Source organism: Longimicrobium terrae (assembly GCF_014202995.1).
Classification (GTDB): domain Bacteria; phylum Gemmatimonadota; class Gemmatimonadetes; order Longimicrobiales; family Longimicrobiaceae; genus Longimicrobium; species Longimicrobium terrae.
Window position 1 is genome coordinate 261,185 of record NZ_JACHIA010000004.1, and the last position, 20,206, is coordinate 281,390.

Annotated in this window: 14 protein-coding genes; 12 read left to right on the plus strand and 2 right to left on the minus strand. The window is 70.1% G+C overall.

The window, feature by feature from the left end; all coding sequences use genetic code 11:
- Positions 1–9 precede the first annotated feature (9 nt).
- Positions 10–462, plus strand: a complete 453-nt coding sequence (locus HNQ61_RS09950) for a M23 family metallopeptidase (RefSeq protein WP_244973938.1) — start codon at positions 10–12, stop codon at positions 460–462.
- Between the two features lie 299 nt (positions 463–761).
- Complete coding sequence (locus HNQ61_RS09955) at positions 762–4,583, plus strand: COG1470 family protein (RefSeq protein WP_183685616.1); 3,822 nt, start codon at positions 762–764, stop codon at positions 4,581–4,583.
- Between the two features lie 487 nt (positions 4,584–5,070).
- Here the strand turns inward: HNQ61_RS09955 and HNQ61_RS09960 are convergent, their stop codons facing one another.
- Positions 5,071–6,933 carry a hypothetical protein gene (locus HNQ61_RS09960; protein WP_170035797.1) on the minus strand — a complete coding sequence of 621 codons (1,863 nt, stop codon included), beginning with the start codon at positions 6,931–6,933 and terminating at the stop codon, positions 5,071–5,073.
- A 207-nt stretch (positions 6,934–7,140) separates the two neighbouring features.
- Positions 7,141–7,770 carry an RNA polymerase sigma factor gene (locus HNQ61_RS09965; RefSeq protein ID WP_183685618.1) on the minus strand — a complete coding sequence of 210 codons (630 nt, stop codon included), beginning with the start codon at positions 7,768–7,770 and terminating at the stop codon, positions 7,141–7,143.
- Positions 7,771–8,387: 617 nt separating this feature from the next.
- On the opposite strand from HNQ61_RS09965, the gene HNQ61_RS09970 reads away from it, so the two are divergent.
- The 10 genes from HNQ61_RS09970 (at position 8,388) to HNQ61_RS10015 (ending at position 20,157) form a co-directional block, all read left to right on the plus strand.
- Positions 8,388–9,392, plus strand: a complete 1,005-nt coding sequence (locus HNQ61_RS09970) for an ATPase, T2SS/T4P/T4SS family (protein ID WP_170035799.1) — start codon at positions 8,388–8,390, stop codon at positions 9,390–9,392.
- Positions 9,389–9,730 (plus strand): hypothetical protein, encoded by a 342-nt coding sequence (locus tag HNQ61_RS09975; RefSeq protein WP_170035800.1) that lies wholly within the window; start codon positions 9,389–9,391, stop codon positions 9,728–9,730. Before HNQ61_RS09970 ends, HNQ61_RS09975 begins: the two co-directional genes overlap by 4 nt.
- On the plus strand, positions 9,730–10,044 hold the full coding sequence (locus HNQ61_RS09980) for a VirB3 family type IV secretion system protein (protein WP_170035801.1): 315 nt from the start codon (positions 9,730–9,732) through the stop codon (positions 10,042–10,044). Before HNQ61_RS09975 ends, HNQ61_RS09980 begins: the two co-directional genes overlap by 1 nt.
- Before the next feature lie 9 nt (positions 10,045–10,053).
- Positions 10,054–12,579, plus strand: a complete 2,526-nt coding sequence (locus HNQ61_RS09985; protein WP_170035802.1) for a hypothetical protein — start codon at positions 10,054–10,056, stop codon at positions 12,577–12,579.
- Positions 12,576–13,754: a hypothetical protein gene (locus tag HNQ61_RS09990; protein WP_183685620.1), complete on the plus strand. Its 1,179-nt coding sequence runs from the start codon at positions 12,576–12,578 to the stop codon at positions 13,752–13,754. The genes HNQ61_RS09985 and HNQ61_RS09990 overlap by 4 nt, the downstream gene beginning before the upstream one ends.
- A 97-nt stretch (positions 13,755–13,851) precedes the next feature.
- Positions 13,852–14,967: a type IV secretion system protein gene (locus HNQ61_RS09995; protein ID WP_170035804.1), complete on the plus strand. Its 1,116-nt coding sequence runs from the start codon at positions 13,852–13,854 to the stop codon at positions 14,965–14,967.
- Positions 14,968–14,993: 26 nt separating this feature from the next.
- Positions 14,994–15,779 carry a VirB8/TrbF family protein gene (locus tag HNQ61_RS10000; RefSeq protein ID WP_170035805.1) on the plus strand — a complete coding sequence of 262 codons (786 nt, stop codon included), beginning with the start codon at positions 14,994–14,996 and terminating at the stop codon, positions 15,777–15,779.
- Positions 15,776–16,681, plus strand: coding sequence for a TrbG/VirB9 family P-type conjugative transfer protein (locus tag HNQ61_RS10005; RefSeq protein WP_170035806.1), 906 nt, complete (start codon positions 15,776–15,778; stop codon positions 16,679–16,681). The genes HNQ61_RS10000 and HNQ61_RS10005 overlap by 4 nt, the downstream gene beginning before the upstream one ends.
- A 122-nt stretch (positions 16,682–16,803) precedes the next feature.
- The gene (locus tag HNQ61_RS10010; RefSeq protein WP_170035807.1) at positions 16,804–18,132 is read left to right on the plus strand and encodes a TraB/TrbI/VirB10 family type IV secretion system protein; all 1,329 of its coding nucleotides are present in this window, start codon (positions 16,804–16,806) and stop codon (positions 18,130–18,132) included.
- Between the two features lie 3 nt (positions 18,133–18,135).
- On the plus strand, positions 18,136–20,157 hold the full coding sequence (locus HNQ61_RS10015) for a type IV secretory system conjugative DNA transfer family protein (RefSeq protein WP_170035808.1): 2,022 nt from the start codon (positions 18,136–18,138) through the stop codon (positions 20,155–20,157).
- Positions 20,158–20,206: the final 49 nt, after the last annotated feature.

Consider the following 20,206-nt stretch of genomic DNA (forward strand, 5'->3'; position numbering starts at 1 on the left):
GCGAGCCGGATGCTCGCCTCTATTCCGACGGGCATCCCGGTCCAGGGCCGCCTCACCAGCAGCTACACCTCGCGGCGGGTCCACCCCATCCTCCGGCGTGTCCGTCCTCACTGGGGCGTCGACATCGCGGCCCCCCTCGGAACTCCGGTCGTGGCGGGGGGGGACGGGCGGGTACTTGGCGTCGCCACGAACCCGAGCTACGGGCTGGTGGCGGACGTGTCGCACCGGGGCGGCGAGTACATCACGCGGTACGCCCATCTTTCCGCCGTGATGGTGCGGAAAGGCGAGGCGGTGAAGCGCGGCCAGCCCATCGGGCGGGTCGGGTCGACCGGCCTCTCGACGGGGCCGCATCTCCACTACGAAATCTTCGTCCACGGCAGACGGCGCGATCCAGCGCTGCTGTTCGAGCCGGACGCCGCGCTGGGCCTCCTGCCCCCGGGTGGCGCGCGCCCGTCGCGGTAGACACAAACGCGCCAGAGGAGGGCGGCGTGAACCGAACGAACCAGGATCGCCGGGGGTTCACCGGCGTCGAACTCATGGTGGTCGTCGTCGTGATCGGCCTGCTTGGCGGGGCGGTGGCGGGCAGCAGACTGCACCTGAAGTGGCGGGCCGCGGAGCGCGTCGTTCGGGGCGATCTGGATGGGTACGCGCAGGCGCAGATGGCCGTCCGGCACGAGGCGGGGCACTTCGCGGCCCACCCGGCCCTGATGGGGACGGCCTTCGAGTGGAGCGCCGAGGTGGAGGTGAGCGACGTCGTCGTGGTGGATGACCGCTTCTTCCTCCGCCTCCGGCACGCGCGGACGGGCTACGCGTGCGCCATCGATTTCTCGCCCGTCACCGGACGGGCGCGCAACCGGAAGGTCTGCCGCGGGAGCGAGGACGACCCGGCTCTCGCCCGGCCTCCGGGGATCATCATCACGCCCCCGGGGGGCGACACCGTCACGGTGGTGCGTCCGCCGGAGGATCCGCAGGCACACCGCCCCACCCTGCTGCCGCCAGCGGTGGGCGACGTGGCGGAAGCGACCGTGGAGCCGGGCGCGAGCCGGGTGGTCGTGTTTCCGCTGACCAACCGGAGCGCCGAAGCGCGGTCCTTCACGTTCGGCGTGTCGAGCGCGAACGCCGGGCTGGTCCCCGAGCCGGCGCGCCCCGCCGATGCGCGGCTGGAGCCGGCCGAGCAGGCCGGGATTCCGGTCACCGTGTCGGTCGCGCCCGGCGCACTCGCCGACCAGGCGACCGAGGTGGAGCTCCGCGCCGCGGACACGGGGGACCGCGGGTACGCCGCCTCGGGCCGGGTACGGGTGCGCGCCGCCCTCGCCCTGGCGCGGCCTCGGATCGCAGCGCCAGCCCCGGAGATTCGAGACGCGGGGGAAACGTTCACGGTTCTGTACCGGGTGACCAACGCGAGCAACGCCGCGCGCGTGCTCCGACTGCGGAGCGAGCTCCTGCCCGGCTCCGCGCTCTCGCTCGCGGCCCCGCTGGCCGATGTCACGGTCGAGGCCGGGCAGGAGCGGATGATGCCCGTGACGTACCGGCTGGATCCCGGGGCGGAGGGTGGCAGCGCGTGGGATGCGCGGGTGGTCGTGGCCGACCGTGACGCCCCCGCCTACGCCGAGACGAGCACGCCGTTCCACGTCACCGCCCGCCTGGCTCTCGAACCGCCGGTGGTGAGCGGCGTCCCCGGGCGGACAGAGGTGCCTGGGGCGGAGTTCACCATCGTGTGGCAGATCGCGAACCGGAGCAACGCACCCCGGGAGATCCGCCTCACGGCCGGGTCGGTGTCCCCGGATCTCGCCGCGGTGACCCCGGCCGGGTCCGTTTCCCGGACGATTGCCCGCGGCGCGACGGCGAGCTTTCCGGTGACCTACCGCCTTGCGCCGCGCACCACCTGCCAGAGCATCCATGGGGTGAGCCTGCGGGCGGAGGACGCGGGCGCACCCGCGCTCGCGGCAAGCGGATCGGGAGAGGTACGCGCCGCGACCGTTCTGGCCGCGCCCGTGGTTGCTCCCCCAGGCTCTCGCTCGGACGGGCCGGGTACGTCTTTCACCGCAACCTGGCAGGTGACCAACGCCAGCAACTGCGAGCGCGAGATCCAGGTGGAGGCTCTGCCCGCCGGAGACGTCGAGGTGGTCTCCGCCACAGGGGTCGGCATCGTCCGCCTGCAGCCGTTCGAGCGGCGGGCGGCCGAGGTCACGTACCGAGTGCGCGGCGCGTCCCTGTACCAGGCGGAAAGCCGCCCCGCCCTTCGTGCGGCGGACGCGGCGGCGCCGGGGCAAGCGACCACGCAGACGTTCGTGACCACGACGGCGCTGGCGCTCTGCGCGCCCACGGTGGCCGGCCCGATCGGGGTGCCGCCGCAGCCGCAGCAGCCGGGGACCGGCGCAACGGTGGTCCACCGCGTCTCGAACTGCTCGAACGCCCCGCGTGTCTTCTCGTTTCGCGCGGCGTCGGCGAATCCGGGAGCCGTGCCGGATCCCGCGGATCCGGCCGGCATGACGATCCCCGCGTTCTCCACGCGCGATGTCGCATTCACGTACGTCGTCCCCCCGCTTGCGACCGGCGCGGCGGTTTCGGATCTGGCGTTCCGCGTGGAGGACGAACAACGCCCGGCGCTCGCCGCCGCGAGTGCGTTCCGCGCGGTCGTGGCGGTCGTGCCTCTCCCGCCTGTGCTCTCGGCGTTTGCGGGACAAACCATCATGCCAGGGGACGTTGCCGCGAGTTCGGCGGTGCTGACCAGCCGGAGCAATGTCGCGGCCGACTATTGCTTCGAATCCTCGGTGCACGCGGGGACGGCCGAACCGGGGAAGGTGGTGGCTCCGTCTCCCGCGGCGCCGGAGTGCATCGCGATTGCGCCGTACGGAAGCGCGACGGTGCGGCAGCTGGTCACCGGGGCTCCGGGCGCCGAGCACAACTGGAGCAACGAGGTTTCGGTGCGCGCCTACGACGCCGCGCGAACGGCGCTCGCCTCGGAGCAGCGGTTCCTGGTCGCGGCGGCGCTGGTGCTGGTCGATCCGACGCTGGTCGTCCCGGCGACCCCGCCGCCCCTGATCTGGATGGCGGGCCAGGAGCGGACGGTCGAGTACCCGGTCACCAACGAGAGCAACGCGCCCCGCGATCTCTGCCTCACGGTCGTGACCGGCGCGGAGTTGGCGGGTGTGTCGCCGGCTGAGCAATGCGCCACGGTGGGCGCGAGGCAGCCGTTTTCATTCCGGCACACGCTCCGTGGGGACAGGGCTGGAGATGTCCGCACCACCGTGCGGGTGTACGACCGGCACGAGCCCGCGCGTCATGCGGAAGGAGCATTTCTCGCCACCGTCGTGGATGCCGCTCCGATCGCGAGATGGACGCCTCCGTCGCCGGTCTACGTGCGGAAATGGGCCGAGTTCGATGGAGGTCAATCGTCCAGCCCGGTCGGCGCGCGGATCGTGAAATATGTTTGGTCCTGGGGGCTCATCAACCAGCGGTGGACGGGCACGCGGTTCGAACCCGGCGGCAGCGGGGTGGCAACGGACGAACTGAGCACGGCCACCACGCGGCGCGCATGGGATTATCGCGGTGCTTTTCAGGTCTGCCTCGTGGTTGAGGACGATGCGGGCCGTCGCAGCCGACCCGCCTGCGAGGAGGTCAGGACCCTCATGGAGTCCCGTGCCCGGCTGGCGTTCCGGTATCGCGGCTGGTGGTACGATCCGTCGGACTTCTGCTTCGATGCGCCGTGGGACAACCAGTGCCCCGACGCGCACGGCAACGCTCGGTGGGAGATTCTTTTGAATCAGTCGCAGGGCGACGTTCCGATCCGGCGGGCATGGGCATCGGTGCGCGTCGAATTCTGGCAGACTGACGACCGCTTCGCGCGGGCGTTCAGCTACGCGGGGAACGTGGAGACGCTCCCGTACACGCTCGTCTCAGGCGGGCAAACCCTCGCGTACGATTTCATGTCGAACCGCCACAAGGCGTCCGGCTCGGTGGAAAGCGGGCGCTGGCGGGTGCTGGACACGAATGGGACGAGTGCGCTCGGCTGGCCGCGTCCACCCGGCCTGGATCTCCACCCCCTGGTGCTGAACGTCAATCTGGGGAGCGCGACCGGCGTCTGGGACACAGGGCCGCATTGGGTCCCGAACACGGCCTGGATCACTCTGTTCGTGGAAGACGCACACGGGGGGGTGACGAGCCAGACCGCGTCGCTCGACCATGCACGAGCCGAGTGGCGTGGCGGCGAGTGCCTGGGCGGCACCTCGGGATGGGGGTGCATCGAGGGCTACGAGCGCCTGTCGCCCCCGCGCGAGGAGCCGCGGGTGGTGATGAGCAAGGAAGACCTCGGCGATTGGGTGTACCGGTACACGGGCTCGGGATCGAGCCCGGACGGGCGTGTGGTCGACTGGTGGTGGGAGACGACGGTTTCTTCGTATTCGGCGGGCACGTATGAAACCCGGACGTCGCGCGAACCGGTGCTGGAGGTGCGCCCGCGCACGTGCGAAATCGTGGACGTCGCGCTCGTGTACGTCGATGATCGTGGCCAGCGCGGCCACGCGCTGGACCGGGTGGTGCGTGGCGAAGCGGAGGAATGCATCGTGGCGGTCCCCCTATGAGGGCGCGGATGGCTTGGCTGGGAATTCGCTGGGCGACGACGTGCTGCTTGGCCCTCGCTGCGTGCGATCGAGGCACGGTAGTGAATGGCCAAGCGCTCGCGTCCGCGGAGGCGTCTGCCCGAGTTTCTGAGCTTTTGTACGATCGAGGTTTGATCGCGGATGCAGAGGTCAACCGCAAGATGAACGAATACGTTCTTGCGATGAGCCGGGACGGCTTCCCCCCTGACTCTGTAATGCCGGCGTTTGCCCGTTGGCTGGAGGCCTGGGCTCGGGCAAACCCGGACCGTGCCGCCGCAGCCCGGCTGGCGCCGAGGCCGTGAGCCGCGGCGAACGTCATTGGGTGAAAGCGCTCCCATTCGAGCGTCACCGGATGCAGCGGCGTTGGAAAGTCGGAGAGAAAAGAAAGGAGGGCAGGGTGCCACGTTGGCACTCCTGCCCTCCTTTGCTCCACTGCGCAGGCGAACCCGTCCCGCTGTGGCGGTGCTGCTCAGTGAACCCGAGTCAGCCTCGCGATAAAGGGTACCGAACCGAAGTTTTCGAAGGTGAGCGAGATCCCTTTCCCGGCTTCTCCCTCTTCGCTGAGGATGTAAACTGCTCCATAGTTGCCGCGGCCCACGTTCAGCATCCGCACCATCGGGGCTGATCGGGAGACGCGCACGGATGGCAGCGGACGTGGACTGTCCGGCACCCATGTCTTGAGCTGCGGCAAGCCACGCGCATCCGCGGCCTGGGGATCAACCAGGTCGTCGGTCGCTTCGGCCAGGCTCCACTGGTCGAGTGCCGACGTGGCGCTCAGGCCCACGAGCCCGGCCATGGATGCGACGTCGTAGCGGGGGAGCTCCTGCGCGCGCTCAAAGAAGCGATCTCCGGGTGCACCGAGCGGCGCATCCCCCCACCGCTCGCGAAGGTACATCAGGAAGCGAGTCCCCTGGTCGTAGTATCCCCCGCGGGATCCCGGCGTGATGGCCCACAGGCTCTGCTCCGGATGTTCTCCATACCCGTTCAAGTAGAAATCCGGGGACGGGATGTTGCTGCCCGTGCCACCCAGCGCTGCATATCGTGCGGCGGTCACCTGATTGCTGGCCAGGCGCGCGGCCGTTTCCTGAACCGTCTGTGCCCACGACTCCCCCGCCGCACCCCACCCGGTGCTGACCCGCATCGGGGCGGTGTAGCTCCCCCAGCGACGCACCCGGTACACCGTTTCGGCATGGTGCGCGTACTCGTGGATCGCCAGCGCCGCCACGTACTCGACCTGTGCGTCGTACTCCAGCGGCACGTCCGGCCCGATGGTGGAGGGCACTTCGGAGGAGTACCTGCAGGCGGTCTGCGGGGCGTCGTTGTTGTCGATCGTCCACCCCGGAACATCCGTCCGGAATACATGGAACCATCGGCCGCCCGCGCCGCGCAGCGGCTCATAGCCGCGGTGCATCGCTTCCCGAACCGCCGGGACGGCCCATCGCTCCATGATCTCCGCCATGCGTCCGAGCCGCGCCACGACGGCCGGAGCCCTCCAGGCCGCGCCCCGCGGTGATCGCGCGTCATACGCGATCACGGTCTTCCCCGACCGTGAGAGGGCCGCGACGACGATGTTGATCGTGGGAATGCGCTCTCTCGCACCCGCGCAGTTCGGGAAGCTGCTCCCCCACCAGTCGACCCAGGGAAGGGTGTCGCCGACCGTCGCCGCGGCGTAGCGCGGATCGAAGGGTGAAGGATTATCGGCGTACCGCTGAGGGGCCTCCACCGCGGTCGGCAGCCCGCGCGCACCCGGGGGTGCGTGCACCGCGAGCTGACGGGCGCCTGCGCCCACGGGTTCGGCGCGGACCATGGCCGGCCCCGCCGTTCCCGTCCAGCTCCGCACGGTGAAGAGCGGGTCGGGCGAGGCCGCGGGCTCTGTGCTCGGGTTCAGGGCGGTGACTACGAAAGCCTCGTTGCCGGCGGGGAGCTGAAGGCAGAGGGTTCTCATCTGCTCCCGGTCGAGGACCCTGCTTTCTCCGACCGCGAGCGCCACCGTGCCGGTGACCTCCAGCTGGCCCACGTGCGACAGCGTGCCCGCCTGCACGGCGACGGGTCGCCCGTCCACCTCGCAGGCGCGGCCGGGCGGCATCACGAAACGGATTTCGCCGGATGAGCGAACCGAGGGGGACACCGGCACTCCGTCCACGGTGATACCGGCGGTGAGCGTCTCCAGGTGTGACCCTCGGAGCACGCCTTCTCCGCCCGCGATCAGCAGGCTTTCCGTGATGGCCGGCGTCGGGGGCTCGGGTGGCGGCCGTCCGCCGGTGGGGCTGCCGCAGGAGACGGCGGCGCAGAGCAGCACGACACCGGTGATCAGGCGGGTGTGGGCGTTCATGGCGTCTGCGGGGAAAAGAAGAGGTCAGTGACCAGGGCCGTGGCCTGGGTGGATGCCGGAGGGCAGGGGAGTGGGGGAGGGAGACCATGCCTGCCCCGGGCGCCCGACCCTTCTTTCCCGGTCGGGCGCTCGAGGCGCGCACGCCTCGTCATGAAAGCCCCAGATCCGGTCTGAATCTGAAAAGGGGCTCCGGGGCACGCAACCTTGCTACGCCCCATCCAGAAAATCGCCCATCTGGGTGAGCACCTTGAGGCGCACCCGCTTGGCTTTGGCCTTAAGGGCGCTCAGCGGGATGCCCAGCAGGGTGGACACTTCCTCGTTCGAGCGGCCCTCCACGAAACGGAGCGTGAAGATCGTGCGCTGCTCGGGCGTCAGCTCCGCGACGACGGACGCCAGCTTCTCCTCGAGCTGGCGCTCTCGCATCATCTCCTCCGGCAGGCTCGTCGAGACGGCGCTTCGGACCTGCGCCGTCTCGTCGTCCTTCAATCGGAAGTCGGCCTCGGGAGCGACGAAGCGCCGCTTCAGCCGCCGGCCCTCGTTCTTCGCGATGTTCTTGGCGATGTGGAACGCCCAGGTGCCCCACTTCTTGGATGGATCGAACCGGTCGCGGTTGTTCGTCAGCCGGACCCAGACGTCCTGAAACAGGTCCGCGGCGCGCGCCTCATCGCGTACGCCGCAGCGCCGGATCCAGGCATGCAGCGGGTCGAAGTAGCGGTCGTGGAGAATCGCGAGACTCGCCTCGCAGCCGATCGTCGTGAACCGGGCCCAGAGTTGTTCATCGGTCATCGCGGCGTGCGGGCGCACGGACGAATCGAGGATACGCGGATTTCCCGTCATCATTTTTACAATGACAAAGAGTGCGTGAGGGGCGCGTCGCAACTACGCCCGGAAGGGCGACTCCGTGCCGCTCAGCTGAGCCCCCGGTCAGGAATGCCACCTCAGACGGCTCGGAGCAGGGCAAAATAGCGCGGAATCGCTGGAAGTTTTCGGAATTCTTCCAGGAGTAACGCCGTAAAACATGCACTTATGACACTCGAATGCAATCGTGGAGCGCGTCTTATCCGCCGTGACGAGATGCAATAATCTCACGTCCGTCCTCGACCTGCCGTAAGGCGCAGGTGGGTACGTTTTGAGGCACCCCCACGTCGTACATCAGAGCAGTTGCAGCCTTGGTGGCTGCATGGGAGCGGTGCGTGCGCACCCGTGCGCCTCAGCGGTGACGCGTCTGCCGCCACTCTCCTGATTCGCGTACTACGGACGGTTGGGGAGCACGGAACACCGCAAAGTGGCGGGTCACATGGCGCGGGTCGTCACGTTTGTGAATCGCGGGTATTGCACCCGGGTGCGGTCTCCGGGATCTGACCGCCCAGCGCGACCCGGCGCGTTCCCGGGCGGCGCGTCCGGGGTACAATCCAGCAAGCGGGGAAGGAGATGATTTCCGAGGGAGGGGGCGGGTGGTTCGCGATCCACTGCGGGTTCAGGCCGACGAATCGGCCAGCATCCGCGCGCAGCGGATCCTCGGGGAGGCGTTCATGGCCCTGTGGGACGATCCCGGCGTGCGCGAGCTCTACGTAAACGCGGACGGCCGGGTGTGGATGGATCGCGGCGGCGCGGGCCGGCAGGCGACGGGGCTCATCCTCGGGGAAGTGGCGGTTCTCAAGTTCCTCGGCGTCATCGCGGCCTTCCGGAAGGAGACCCTGACGTCCGAGCGGCCCTCCCTCCAGGGCGCCATGCCCGACGTCCGCTTCCACGGCGCCCGCCTCCAGGGCTACATCCCGCCGCGCGCACCCGGACCCGGCTTCAACCTGCGGAAGCACGCGGGTGAGGTGTTCCCGCTGGAAAGCTACCTGGAGCGGGGGGCGATCTCGTTCGCGGACTACGACCTCCTGCTGGAGTCGATCGACCTCCGGCGGAACGTCCTGATCGCGGGAGGGACGGCGACGGGGAAGACGACCTTCCTCGTAGCCCTGATCGACGCGATCACCCGGCGCTGGCCCGCGGAGCGCCTCCTGATCGTGGAGGACACGCCGGAGATCCGCTGCTCCGCTCCCGACGTGGTGCTCTACCGCACGCGTCCGGGGGAGGCGATGGGGCCGGTGATCAACCGGGAGGCGATGCGCCTGTCTCCCGACCGGATCGTGTGCGGCGAGTTCCGGGACCGCGCCGCCTACTACGCGGCGGACCTCTGGACGACTGGCCACGACGGGGGCGCGGCCACCATGCACGCCGGCACCGCCGAGGGTGCGCTCGAAAGGATGGAGCTCCTGATGCTCGACGGACGCAGGGGCTCGTACGCGAAGCTGATCGCACGCGCGGTAGACGCCGTCGTGGTGCTGAAGAGAGGCGAGGTCGGCGGGCGCGTCGCCGACCTCGCCCTGATGGACGGCCTCGACAGCCGGGGCCGGTTTCGCCTCACACGCCCCCGGGCGGGGGCCCCATTCAGGAGAACGGAACGATGAACACGAACCGGTCGGAACGCGTGCTTCGCGTGCGCGCGCGCGCGTGGATGGTACTGCTGCTCCTGCTCTCGCTCCCCTCCTCGGCGGCGGCGAGCAGCCTGCGGAACCAGCAGGCTAGGCAGCACTTCAACTGGCTCCAGGAGCTGTACAGCATGGCGATGGGCGTCATTCCGATGCTCTCCACGCTCGCGATCGTGGGCGGGATCATCATGTGGGGGATCGGAGGGGGAAATGAAGGCGTGATGAAGAAGCTGGGGCCCGTCGTCGCGGCATTCGGCGTCGCCGGCTTCATCCTGAGCTCCGGCTCGTTCCTGGGCATCGGGGCGGCGGTGCTCTGATGGAGAACCTGAAGGAGTCGTCCGTCGTCCAGGCGCTGCTCCGGCCGCCGCTCTTCCTGGGCGTGCCGCGCTGGTTCCTGTCCGTGGAACTCGTACTGATCGTCTGCGCGTGGATGGGTGCGGGGATGCACTGGTCCAGCTGGGTGGTCACGGGCGTGGTGTTCCTGCTCCTTCACCCGTTCGTCGCGTGGAAGTCGCGCGACAACCCCTGGGCGGTGGCGATGTTCATCTCGTACATCCGCCGCCCCGTCCTGTACGGCAACCGCCAGATGCTGGGAGGGCCGTCCGGCCGCCCTTCCCGCGCGCATCCTTGAAGGCCGGCGATGCTCGCCTCTCTGCTGTCGCTCGCGGCGGGTGCGCTGGGCGCGCGGTTCCTGGCCGGGCTGTCCCGGCCGGCGCGGCCGCGCCCCTATCCGCCCATTGCCGATCAACTGAACTGGAGCCGCCTCCCCTATCCCGGCGTGGTGCTGCAGAAGGACGGGTCCTTCCTCGCGGGCTTCCGCTTCCGGGGGCCGGACCCCACCGCCGCCCCGAACGCGGAGCTGAACCGCATCGCGGACCGGGTGGGCGAGGCGTTGGTGCCGTTTACGGACGACTGGACGTTCCACGTCGACCTGTACCGCAGGCCCGCTTCGGGCTACGCGCCACCGGGCGCCTTCCCGAGTCCGGCCCTGGCCGCGATCGACCACGAGCGGCGGCTGAGCTACGAGGGCGGAGGGAAGTGGGAGACGGAGTGCTTCGTCACCGCGGCGTACCGGCCGCCACGCGGGAGCAAGAACCGCCTGGCCCGCGTGTTCGCCACCGGCGGCGCGGCAATGGACTGGAGCGGGGAGTGGGATCGGTACCAGCGCTCGCTGGTCGATCTGGAGGATCGGCTCCAGGGCGTTCTCCGCCTGGACCGTCTCGCTTCCGAAGAGCTCCTGGCCCACCTCTACCGCTCCCTCACCGGACGCAGGCAGGAGGTGCTGGTCCCGCATCACGGCGCGGGGCTGGACGCCATCCTCGGCCACGAAACCTTCGTGGGCGATTTCGCGCCCCGTCTCGGGCCGACCGAGATCCGCGTGGTCGGGTTCCAGGGGTACCCGGCGAAGGTGCGGCCCGCGATCCTGGCCGCGCTCACCGAGCAGGCGATGGAGTACCGCTGGAGCAGCCGCATCCGGCCGCTTTCCCCCGAGCGGGCGGAGGCGCGCCTCCGCGAAGCGCAGCGACACCACTACGAGAAGCGTCACGGGGCACAGAGCTTCGCCGCGCAGATGGCCCGCGGAAAGGACGATCCGGGCAACCCCGAGTGGGACCGCATGCAGGAGGACGAGCACGCGCGCACCCTGGCGCAGGGCGTCTCCGAGGCGATCGCGCTGAACTCCGGCGGCCGGGTCCGCTACTGCGAGTTCAACTCCTACGTCGTGCTCCACCGCACGGATGAAGCGGAGGCGGAGCGGGATGGGCGGGAGATCGCGCGCGTGCTGCGCGACCAGGGCTTCACCGCCCAGGCGGAAACGATCCACGCCATGGAGTCGTTCGTCGGAACGCTGCCCGGCCACGGGGAGGCGAACGTTCAGCGGCCTCTGCTCTCCACGGACAACATCTCCTGCATCCTGCCCATTGCCTCCGCGTGGGCGGGACCCGCGCGGAACCCGTGTGATCTGTACCCGCCGGACTCGCCGCCGCTGTTCTGGGGCGATACGGACGGCGCGACGCCGTTCCGGGTGGCCCTTCACGCCGGGGACGTCGGCCACACGCTCGTCATCGGCCCCACCGGCGCGGGCAAGTCGATCCTCCTGGAGCACATCGCGGCGCAGGCGTTCCGATACAGAGGAGCCCAGGTGTTCGTGCTGGACCGGGGGCGGAGCTTCGAGTTGCTGTGCCGCGCCGCCGGGGGCGAGCATCTGGACCTCACCCCCGGAGCGGCGGGCTTCGCGCTCCAGCCTCTGGCGCGCGTCGACGAGCCGGCGGAGCGGGCCTGGGCGGTCGACTGGCTGGAGGTCCTCCTCGGCCTGCAGAAGCTGGACGTGACCCCCGGCCGGCGTGACGCGCTGAACCGTGTGCTGGGGCTGCTTGCCGCCGATCTGCCGCGCCATCGGACGATGACGGACTTCGTCACCCAGATCAGCGCGGCGGATCCCGAGATGGGACAGGCCCTCGAGCTGTACACGGCGACGGGCCCCTACGGCGGCGTTCTGGACGGCGACGCCGACCCCCTCTCGGAAAGTGACTTCATCGTGCACGAGATGGAGGGCCTGCTCGAACTGAGCGAGGTCATCACGCTGCCGGTCCTGCTCCTGGTGCTGCACCGGCTCGAGCGGCGCTTCGACGGACGGCCCACGTACCTGGTGGTGGACGAGGCAAAGAACTCCCTCGCGCACCCCCTTCTGGGAGGGCGGTTCAAGCGGTACGCGGTGGAGGTCCGCAAGAAGAACGTGGTGCTGGCGCTGGCATTCCAGGATCTCCACCAGTTCTGGGAACTCGCAGGCGCCGCGACCATCCTGAGCAGCTGCCCGACCCGCATCTTCATCCCCCACGCAGAAGCGGCGGGCGAGCGGGACCGGGGCGTCTACGAGGGCGCCGGGCTGAACGAGCAGGAGATCTCGCTCATCGCCCGCTCGACCCGCAAACGCCACTACTACTTCAAGAATCCGTCGGGAGCACGGCGTTTCGAGCTCGCGCTCGGTCCCGCGGCGCGGGCGCTGTACTTCCCGCGCGAAGGGATGGGGATGGAAGGCACGGTTCGGCGGGCGAGGGAGCTCGAGGCGGAGTTCGGAACGGGCTGGGTCGCGGTGTGGCTCAGCGAGACGGGCGCGGCGGAGGCCGCCGCGTGGATCAGGGACCATTCGCACGGGAGGGAATCATGACACGGATACGCGCAGGTTCTGTGGGCCGGAGACTGACCGCGGCCACACTGGCCGCCGGGCTGGTTCTGGCGCTCCATCAGCCCGTGGGCGCGTCGCTCATCCCGGGGCTGCCGAGCGTGGTCTACGACCCCGTGAACTACGCGAGCGCCGTCGCGCGCTACCGGCAACTCTACCAGCAGGCAAGGGGACAGGTCCGGCAGATCGAGTACGCCTACGACCAGGCACGGCACCTCCGTGACCAGTCGCGCGGCTGGAGCCAGTTCCGGCTCGCCGACTTCCGCGGCGTGTTTCGCGAGACGGGCCGCACGATGGGGGAGGGCGTCGCGCTGGGCTACGGAAACCCGGAGCTCGGAAACCTGTTTCGTCAGCATTTTCCTCGCGTCCCGCGGGTCGCGGACGGAATGCGGATTCCGCACGCCGACCAGCTCAACTCCGTGCGGGACCTGGCGTTCGCGGCCGTCATGGGCGCGCAGATGCAGGGCGCGCAGATCGGCGTGGCCGAGCAGGCCCTCGACGCGCTGCGGCGCGGCGTCACGGGCGCGGGCACGGAGCGGCAGCTGCAGCAGGCGCAGGCGGCGGTCCAGACGTTCGCGGCCGAGCAGGACCTGCTGATGCGGCACACGCTCCTGTCTCTCAACCAGCAGCTGGCCGCCGCAAACGCGCGCGAGGCGCAGCGGCAGATGCAGGACGCGGTACGCGGCGCCCAGGCGGACGGACGCTGGAGGGCCTGGGAGGAGGCGGTGGTCGGCGCTTACGGGGAGAACCTGTCCGGCCGCGACCGCTCCCTGGATGCGATCCGGCGGCGTGCCGGCGTGCGCGGCGGACCTGGAGTGCGCGGCGAGGCTCGTGACCCGCGCGATCTGGGCGCTCGCCGGGCGCAGGGCATCGGGTGGGAGTACGGTCCCCCGTCAGGCGGCGCCGGGGCAGGGGCGGGCGCGGGAGGGATGAGCGGGACGGAAGCGGGCCAGGGTCCGCGGGAGTGGGATCCCACCGTGCCGGAGGAGGCGGCACCGCCCGTCGACCCGTGGAATCCGCAGGCGGGTGGCCAGCCGATCTTCACGCAGCCCGCGACGGGCGGCGGCGGCCGGACCGAGCCCGCCGAAGAGACGCCGTCGCATCCCCCGGTCGGCGGTGCGGGTGCCGGGCAGCCTGGCGGGGTGGTGCAGCAGCAGTGACCCGGCAGGCGCGTCCCCGCGCCATGGCGGCGGGGTATCAGGAGGGGAGGGCCCAAGCGGCCCTCCCCTCCTCTGTTCTCACTCCGTGGAGTTCCCGATGAAGCGCATGGTGGGGAGGTCCGCCGTCGAAGTTCTGGGCCTCGGCGTCGCCGTGCTGCTTCCGACGCTGCTCGCGGCTCAGACCGGCCCGGACGAGCGTGTGGTGGTCGGAATCGTCGAGCAGTTCCGCCAGGCGGCGTCCGAGTGGCCGCAGCTCTTCCGCCCGTGGGCGGAGATGCTGCTGGCGGCGCTGCTCACCCTGGAGGGATACCTGTCCTGGGCCGACTGGCAGACGCGCCAGATCGGGATGGAGAGAATGGTGGGCGAGGCCGTGCGGAAGCTCGGCGTCATCGCCCTGGTGTGGGCTTTCTTTATAAATCCGCTTCTCGGGCCCGACCAGGTGATCGCCCTGTTCCGGAACATCGCCGGAACCGTTGCGGGTGTCCGTGACCCGGGCGCGCTCCCTGGCGATCTCGTGCTGCAAGGCTTCGCGCTCGCCGACGTGCTCCTCCGGGCGGCCAATCAGGCGATCGCGGAACTGATGACGGCGTGGTGGGAGATCTCCAGGAACCTGATCGAGCAGGGCGCCGTGGAGGAGGGCTTCCTCGGAGTCGGCGTCCTGGTCGCGCACCTTCATGCGCTACGCATTCTCGCCGCGACGGTGCTCCTGGAGGCCGTCTTCGCGGTCCTCGTGGTCGGCGTCGGCGTGGTGGTGCTGGAGGCGGGATTCGCGTTCATCGCCCTGCAGGTCGTGCTCGTGGAGATCGAGGCGATCCTGCTGATCGGGTTCGGCGTCTTCTTCGCCGGCTTCGCCTCGTTCCGGGTCACCGCGGGGATGACGGAAGCCTACCTCAAGCAGGCGTTCGTGCTCGGCCTGCGCCTCTTCCTGACCCTGCCGCTCGCCGCGCTCGGGGTGAAGATGGCCGACTTCTGGTCGAACAACCTGCTCGCGGGCGTCACCCGGCGAACTCTCCGCCCCGAAGTGGTGATCGACGGCCGCCCGGTTCGGCTCGCGATCGAGGTGGTCTACATGAACCCGATCACGGTGGTGCTCGTCCTGATCTCGGTCTGCTTCTACGTCTATCTGGTCTGGGCCTTCCCGGCCCGGTACGCCTCGAAGATCGCCGATGTCCGGCTCAACCTGGCCGCCGCGGTCGCCGGCAAGGCTGCCTGATGGTGGACGCGGGGACTGAACCGGTCGTGAACGCCGCCCCACTGTCGCCGTACCACGCGGCCCGGTGGGCTCGGGACCGGCACGTGGAGGAGCTGGAGAACCGGATCCGGTACCTGCGGGCGCTCGTCTTCATCCTGGTGGCGGTCACCGCCATCGGGGTGCATGGCGCGGTAACCCTCGCCAGGCAGTCGCGGATCGTCCCCTACATCGTCGAGGTCGACCGTCTCGGGCAGACGCGGGCCATCGGCCGGGTCGAGGAGGTGCCCCCGCCGGCGGAGCGGCACATCCGGCGCGATCTCGCCCGGTTCGTGGAAGCGATGAGGACGGTGACCACGGACCCGGTCGCGCAGAACGCCCTGATCGACCGGAGCTTCACCTTCACGCGCGGCGCGGCGCGAAGCTACGTGGACGAGTACTTCTCCGTGCCGGGGAACAGCCCGCATGCGATCTCCCGCCATCTGATCCGCCGCGTGAACGTCCGCACGGTGCGGCGGATGGCCGGAAGCACGAATACCTGGGAGATCGGGTGGGAGGAGTCCGAGGTGCCCCTCCGGGGCGGCACCGCGACCGTGCGCGCGTGGCAGGGCACCGCGCGCACGGCGGTCATTCCGCCGAAGGATGAGCCGGAGCTCCTCGCGAACGAGTTCAGCATCTACATCACCGACCTCAGCTGGGCACCGATCGGCGAGGGCGAGAAGATCGACCTGCGCGACGCGCGGGGCGCGATGGACGCCGCCGCCGACCAGCGCCTCCGCGAGGCATGGCGGGCCGAGCGCGCCCCCCGCCCCGACTCCGCGAGCCCCACGCCATGATGCGCATCCTCACAATCGCCCTCGCGCTCGCCGCCAGCGGCGCGCTCCACGCCCAGCGCCCGGCGCTGGACTCCGCGAACGCGCAGGCAGCCACCGCGGAGTATCAGCGGACGGGCAGCGCGCGCGTGGTCCATGCCGGCACCTACTCGATGGTGCCCTATGGCCACGTGCAGCCGACCCTCCGCTGCGCCGCGCTCCGGGTCTGCACCATCGAGCTCGAGGCGGGGGAGCGCGTCATCGACTCCGTGGTCGGCGACCCCGAGCGGTGGGTCGTGGACTTCGCGGCGGGACCGGATTCCACCCCGCTGGTCGTGACCAAGCCGGTGGCGCTTCCGGACGCCTGCGACCAGACCACCAATCTGGTCGTGACGACATCGCGGCGGATCTATCACGTGACCCTGGACTCGCCGCCGTGCTCCGGCCAGGGCGGAAGCACGAACCCCGACCAGCCATACCACCGCCATGTGAAGTTCTATTATCCCGACGACCGGCTGGTGAGGCACCATTCCGGGCCAGCCGCCTCCGCCGCGCAGGCTGACGCGGGTGGGGTCGAGCTCGAGGAGGCCGAACCGGGGATGCCCGCGGGCGACCTCGCCGACCTGCACTTCGACTACCAGGTCATCCCTGACCGCCGCTTCCCATGGGTGCCGCGCGTGGTCTACGACAACGGCCAGCAGATCTGTATCCGGCTTCCCGCAGAGGCGTATCACAGCGACCTCGCCGTGCTCTACGAGGTGGATGCCCGGGGCGGGTACGAGCTGGTCCACTACGCCGTCCGCGATGGATGCATCCTGACCGACCGCGTCATGCGCCGCATGGTCCTGCTAATTGCGGGGGGCCAGGACGGCGACCCGCTCCGCCTGCTGATCGTACGGCGCGAATCGCGGCGAGGTGCACGATGAGCGCGGAGGAGAAAGCGGAATCCCCGGTTGCGCGGTTCGTGGAGCGGTACGGCATCCATCGGCGGAGAACCTACCTCGCCGGGGCGGCGCTCGGGGGCCTGCTCCTGATCTCGCTTTCCGTCATGAACCAGCGCGCTCGGGCTCGCCAGACGATGCCGGCGGAGGGCGAGGACTCGACCGCCGTCGCGATCGATGCCCGCGACGAGCCCGCCCCGGAGCGCGCCGCGTGGGCGGATCCCGTGCAGGCGCGCCAGCTGGCCGGCGACACGCTTCCCGCGGTGCCCGGGACACCCACCGCTGTCGACGCGGGAGAGTACGTGCCGCTCGGGCGGGAGCTGCAATCCGGGGAAGATGCAGAGAATGGCGAGCGCGACGGTCGGGGGAGCGGCGGTGACGTATCATTCCCCGTTGCCGAGGGATCCGGGGCAGCCGCGCCGGTAGGCGCGATCACGGATGCCCCGCCCCTTACGCCGGCGGACGTCCGCCGGGCGGCGTACCAGCGCGCGGTGGCGTCACGCCGCCTGCGGGTCGGTGCCCGCGCGGAGTCCGCGGGAGCGGAATCCGGAGACACCACGGCTACAAGCCCGGCGCCGTGGAGCGGGAGCGGTTCGGAGCAGGTCGGGGAAGGCGCCGCGGGGGAGCTGCGGCCCTACGGCGCGGCCGAGATCGAGGAGGACCGCCGCGCTGCCGAAAAAGCAGGGGAACAGCTGAGCGAGCCGGCCGCTCGAGCCGGCTCCGTGCCGGACGGGGCAGCGCGGGCGACGTTCGCCTCTTTCTCCACCCGGCCGTGCCGGCGGGGCGAGCGCGTGCTCTCGGCCGGAATGGTGATCACCGCTACGCTCGCCAGCAGCATCAACAGCGAGGCCGCCGGGCCGGTGCTGGCCCGGATTGGCCGGGACGTCTACGACGCGGCCCTGCGCTGCGTGATCCTGCCCGCGGGCTCGCTGCTCGTGGGGCGCTATCCGGAAGGCTTGGGCCCGGGTGGGGAGCGACTCGTCGTGGTGTGGGAGCAGGTCGTGCTCGGCGACGGGCGCACGTGGATGCTCCCGTCGCTCCCGGCCGCCGACCGGCAGGGGCGGATGGGGATCGCGGGCGACGTGGACCGGCGAACGCGTGAGATTCTGGAGGCCGCCGCGCTTCTTTCCGCCTTCGGAGCCGCGATCGCCTACGCGTCGCCCGCCGAGGGTCAGGCTGCGGGGGGAGGGCCCGGTGGATATCCGGCGGCGCCGTCCGCCGGGGACCGGGCCACGAGCGCGGCCACGGAGCCCTTCCGAAATGCGGGCACGCGGCTGCTGGACCGGGCGGCCGGGATCCGGCCGGTGCTCGGGACGGGTCCGGGTGAGCCCATCACCGTCATCGTTCCCCGCAACGTGGATCTGGACCGTCCGGCCGCACCGCCGCCGGCGGACTCCGCGGTGAGCCGCGCGGCGCCGGCCGCGGCGGATGCCTGACCCATGAGCGCGGAACCCAACGGCCGGGCACCCCTCCTGACCCGGGAACGGGCGGCAGGCGGGCCGACGCCGCTGCATGCGCTGGTCATGGTCGGCATGCTCACCGTGCTCGGGGCGATGATGGGGACCACGCAGTGGATCGCCTCCGGGTTCGGATACGATCCGCGGCTCGGCCGGCCCATCTTCGCGGTGCCCGAGGAAGAGCGGATCTGGTTCGGGTGGGCCGCCCTGCTCGTGCTCGGGCTGGCGCTCCGGATGCTGAAGAATCGCGAGGCCTGGCCGCGGGTTCCGATGCTGCTGCTCGCCGCCGGGCTTCTCGCCGTGCTGTGGGAGGGGCCTCTCTATCACCCCGCGCGGATCCTCGAGTGGTGGCCGCAGCTCCGAAGCCGGCCGGAGTCCGAGCCCGTCCTCCTCCAGGCCCGCGTCATTGCCGCGTTGCTCTCGGCCTTCGTTGGCGCGGCCGGATTCGTCGCGGTACGGCCGGCGCGGGTTCGAGCCGCCAGCGATTCGCACGGCTCTGCCGCCTGGGGAACCGGGGATGAATTCCGCGCCACCGAAGCCGAAGCCGAGGAGCTTCACCGCGGGGGCGGGCTCGGGGCCAAGCTCCTGCTGGGCCGGCACGACGACGGCTCGCTGCTCGTGCATTCCGAAACCAGCGGTCATCTCCTGACGGTCGCCACGACGCGCTCAGGGAAGGGCATCGGCACGGTGCTGACCAACGGGCTCGGGTACGCCGGATCGATGCTGTTTACCGATCCGAAGGCGGAGTGCTTCTTCGTCACCGCCGAGCACCGCCGAAACCGGCTGGGGCACGCGGTCCATGTGTTCGATCCCTTCGGGGTCACGCTGCTGGAGGGACAGAACCCGCACGGGATGCGGGCGTTCTTCAATCCCATGCGGATGATCCCGACTTTCGGACCCGAGGGCCGACTGGCGCTCGTGCGGGCCCGCGTGCTCACCGAAACGCTGATCCTGGAATCCAAGGGGGAGAACGCCTTCTGGGACCGGCTGGCACGGCAGGTGGGCACCGGGTTCATCCTCTACATCGCCGTACAGTTCGATTCCAAGCGGACTCAGGAGAACGCCTTTCCCGTGGTGACGCCGTTCGGACGGGATTTGCTGACGCTTCGGTTCCTGACCTCGCTCTCGTCGGATGACTTTCAGGCCGTGCTGGCGCACATGAGCATCTCCGATCACCCGGAGGTGCGCAGGGTCGCCAACGTCCTTCTCGGGGCGGATGAACGCACGCGCCAGAACATCATGACCAGCGTGCAGTCGCAGCTCGCGTTTCTGGACGCGCCCCAGATGGCGGAGGTTCTCGCCGAGTTCGTTCCCGACACGCTGGGGCGTCACTCTCGCCCTAATCCGCTCCCGCACGCGGACCTGTCGCGGATCAAGATGCCCGGGGTGCGGATGACCGTGTATCTGGTCATTCCCCCGTCGTTCCTGGAAGCGTACGCTGGCTGGGGACGGCTGATGATCGTGGCGATCAACGACATCGTCACGCGGACGACCGCGCCGCCTGATCTTCCGGTCGTGGCGATTCTGGACGAGTTCGCGAACTGGGGGAAGATTGACGCGGTCCGGCGGGGCGTGTCGCTGGTTGGCGGCTACGGCATTCGGTACTGGCTGATCGTGCAGGATCTGCAGCAGGTCGAGGACGTGTATGGGAAGGCGTGGGGGACGATGTTTGCCAACGCGTCGGTGAAGCAGCTGTTCGGCACGTCCGACCTCCGGACCGCCAAGGAGCTCTCGGAGCTGACCGGCGACGCTACGATCTACAGCGACAGCGGGAATGAGGGTAGGAGCACGGACAGCGCCGGCTGGATCGGGAAGGGCAAGAGCTTCGGCAGCAACATGGCGGAGAAAGGACGGAAGCTTCTGCTCCCGGACGAAGTTCTGGGCATGGCGCGCAGCAAGCAATTGCTTCTTGTTCGCGGGCATCGGCCGCTCTACGTGGATAAGCTGGACTACTTGGATATGCCGGAAGTGCGTGGGTTGTACGCTCCAAATCCGATGTACTGAACGGTATATCGTACAGAACGCCTGTTGGGCGACATGGATTTCGTCTCAC

What these genes read in the sequence shown, in the direction of transcription:
- HNQ61_RS09995 (WP_170035804.1), top strand. Translation starts at nt 13,852, where the DNA reads ATGAAGCGCATGGTGGGGAGGTCCGCCGTCGAAGTTCTGGGCCTCGGC.
- HNQ61_RS09985 (WP_170035802.1), top strand. Translation starts at nt 10,054, where the DNA reads ATGCTCGCCTCTCTGCTGTCGCTCGCGGCGGGTGCGCTGGGCGCGCGG.
- HNQ61_RS09950 (WP_244973938.1), top strand. Translation starts at nt 10, where the DNA reads ATGCTCGCCTCTATTCCGACGGGCATCCCGGTCCAGGGCCGCCTCACC.
- HNQ61_RS10005 (WP_170035806.1), top strand. Translation starts at nt 15,776, where the DNA reads ATGATGCGCATCCTCACAATCGCCCTCGCGCTCGCCGCCAGCGGCGCG.
- HNQ61_RS09990 (WP_183685620.1), top strand. Translation starts at nt 12,576, where the DNA reads ATGACACGGATACGCGCAGGTTCTGTGGGCCGGAGACTGACCGCGGCC.
- HNQ61_RS09960 (WP_170035797.1), bottom strand. Translation starts at nt 6,933, where the DNA reads ATGAACGCCCACACCCGCCTGATCACCGGTGTCGTGCTGCTCTGCGCC.
- HNQ61_RS10015 (WP_170035808.1), top strand. Translation starts at nt 18,136, where the DNA reads ATGAGCGCGGAACCCAACGGCCGGGCACCCCTCCTGACCCGGGAACGG.
- HNQ61_RS09975 (WP_170035800.1), top strand. Translation starts at nt 9,389, where the DNA reads ATGAACACGAACCGGTCGGAACGCGTGCTTCGCGTGCGCGCGCGCGCG.
- HNQ61_RS09980 (WP_170035801.1), top strand. Translation starts at nt 9,730, where the DNA reads ATGGAGAACCTGAAGGAGTCGTCCGTCGTCCAGGCGCTGCTCCGGCCG.
- HNQ61_RS09965 (WP_183685618.1), bottom strand. Translation starts at nt 7,770, where the DNA reads ATGACGGGAAATCCGCGTATCCTCGATTCGTCCGTGCGCCCGCACGCC.
- HNQ61_RS10010 (WP_170035807.1), top strand. Translation starts at nt 16,804, where the DNA reads ATGAACCAGCGCGCTCGGGCTCGCCAGACGATGCCGGCGGAGGGCGAG.